Below are 1,180 nucleotides of genomic sequence, written 5' to 3'. Positions count from 1 at the left end.
ACCCTGCGCCGCGCCTGGGAGTGCGGGCAGCAAGTCGAGGTGCACGGGTTGGTCTACGGCCTGCGCGACGGCTTGCTGCGGCCGGTCGGGGGCAGCGTCAACCGCGGTCAGGACCAGCAGAAGCAATACGCCCAGTCTCTTGCTGCGCTTGGCACACTCTGAGTGATACGAAGAATACAAGTAAGGTTATTCCACATGCCAGCCGACACGACAACCCTCCCTGCCCCCAGCATCGCCGCCCAACTGGCCGCCTTCGCGCACGGCCTGACGCCAGACATGCTGCCCGCAGCCGTGGTCGAACAGGCCAAGCTGCTGATGCTCGACGCACTGGGCATCGCCTTGGCTTCGTCCCAGCACGACTTCGCGCACTGCGCTTACCGCGGCTTGCACGCCCTGGGCGGTGCGGGTGACAGCGCCGTCATGGGTGCCTTTGCCCCCCTGCCGCTGCGCGATGCGGTGCTGATGAATGGCATCCTGGTCCACGGGCTGGATTTCGACGACACCCACCCCGGCGCGATCACCCACCCCAGCGCCAGCGCCTTTCCGCTGGCGCTGGGTCTGGCGGCGCAGCGGCATGCCAGCGGGGCCGAGATGATCATGACCTATGTGCTGGCGATCGAGGTGGCGGCACGTCTGGGTGCAGCGGCCCAGGGACGCTTCCACGACGTGGGCTTTCACCCGACTGGCCTGGTGGGGGCTTTTGGGTGCGCACTGGCGGCCGGCAAGCTGATGGGACTGGATCAGGCGGGCCTTGAGCACGCGCAAGGCGTGGTGCTGTCGATGGCATCAGGCAGCATGGAATTTCTGAGCGACGGCGCCTGGACCAAGCGCATGCACTCGGGCTGGGCCGGTGTCAGCGGGCTGACCGCCACGGCGTTGGCCGGTGCCGGATTCCGCGGCCCGTCGCAGCCCTATGAAGGCCGCTTTGGTCTGTACGCCAGTCACCTGGCCGCGCGCGGCCTAAACGCCGATTTGTCCTTGTGCGCGCGCGGCCTGGGCGAGCGCTGGGAACTGATGGATGTGGCGGTCAAGTTGTATCCAACCTGCCACTACACGCACGCCAGCATCGATGCCGCGCTGGCGCTGCGCGCGGCCGGTCTGCGCACTGACGAGATCGCTTCGGTACAGGTGCTGCTGCCGCAAGGGGTGCACCCGGTGGTGTGCGAGCCGGTGGCGGCCA

1 protein-coding gene is annotated in these 1,180 nt (G+C 67.9%); it reads left to right on the top strand.

Going from position 1 to position 1,180, the window contains the following annotated elements; translation table 11 throughout:
* Window positions 1–195: 195 nt before the first annotated feature.
* Window positions 196–1,180: MmgE/PrpD family protein (locus Q7J58_RS02045; RefSeq protein WP_304822712.1), on the top strand; the 985-nt coding region annotated here is incomplete at its 3' end.

It is taken from the genome of Hydrogenophaga sp., assembly GCF_030656115.1.
Taxonomy (GTDB): Bacteria; Pseudomonadota; Gammaproteobacteria; order Burkholderiales; family Burkholderiaceae_C; genus Hydrogenophaga.
Note: the sequence above shows the minus strand (reverse complement) of the source record. Positions and strands in the feature narration are given on the sequence as shown.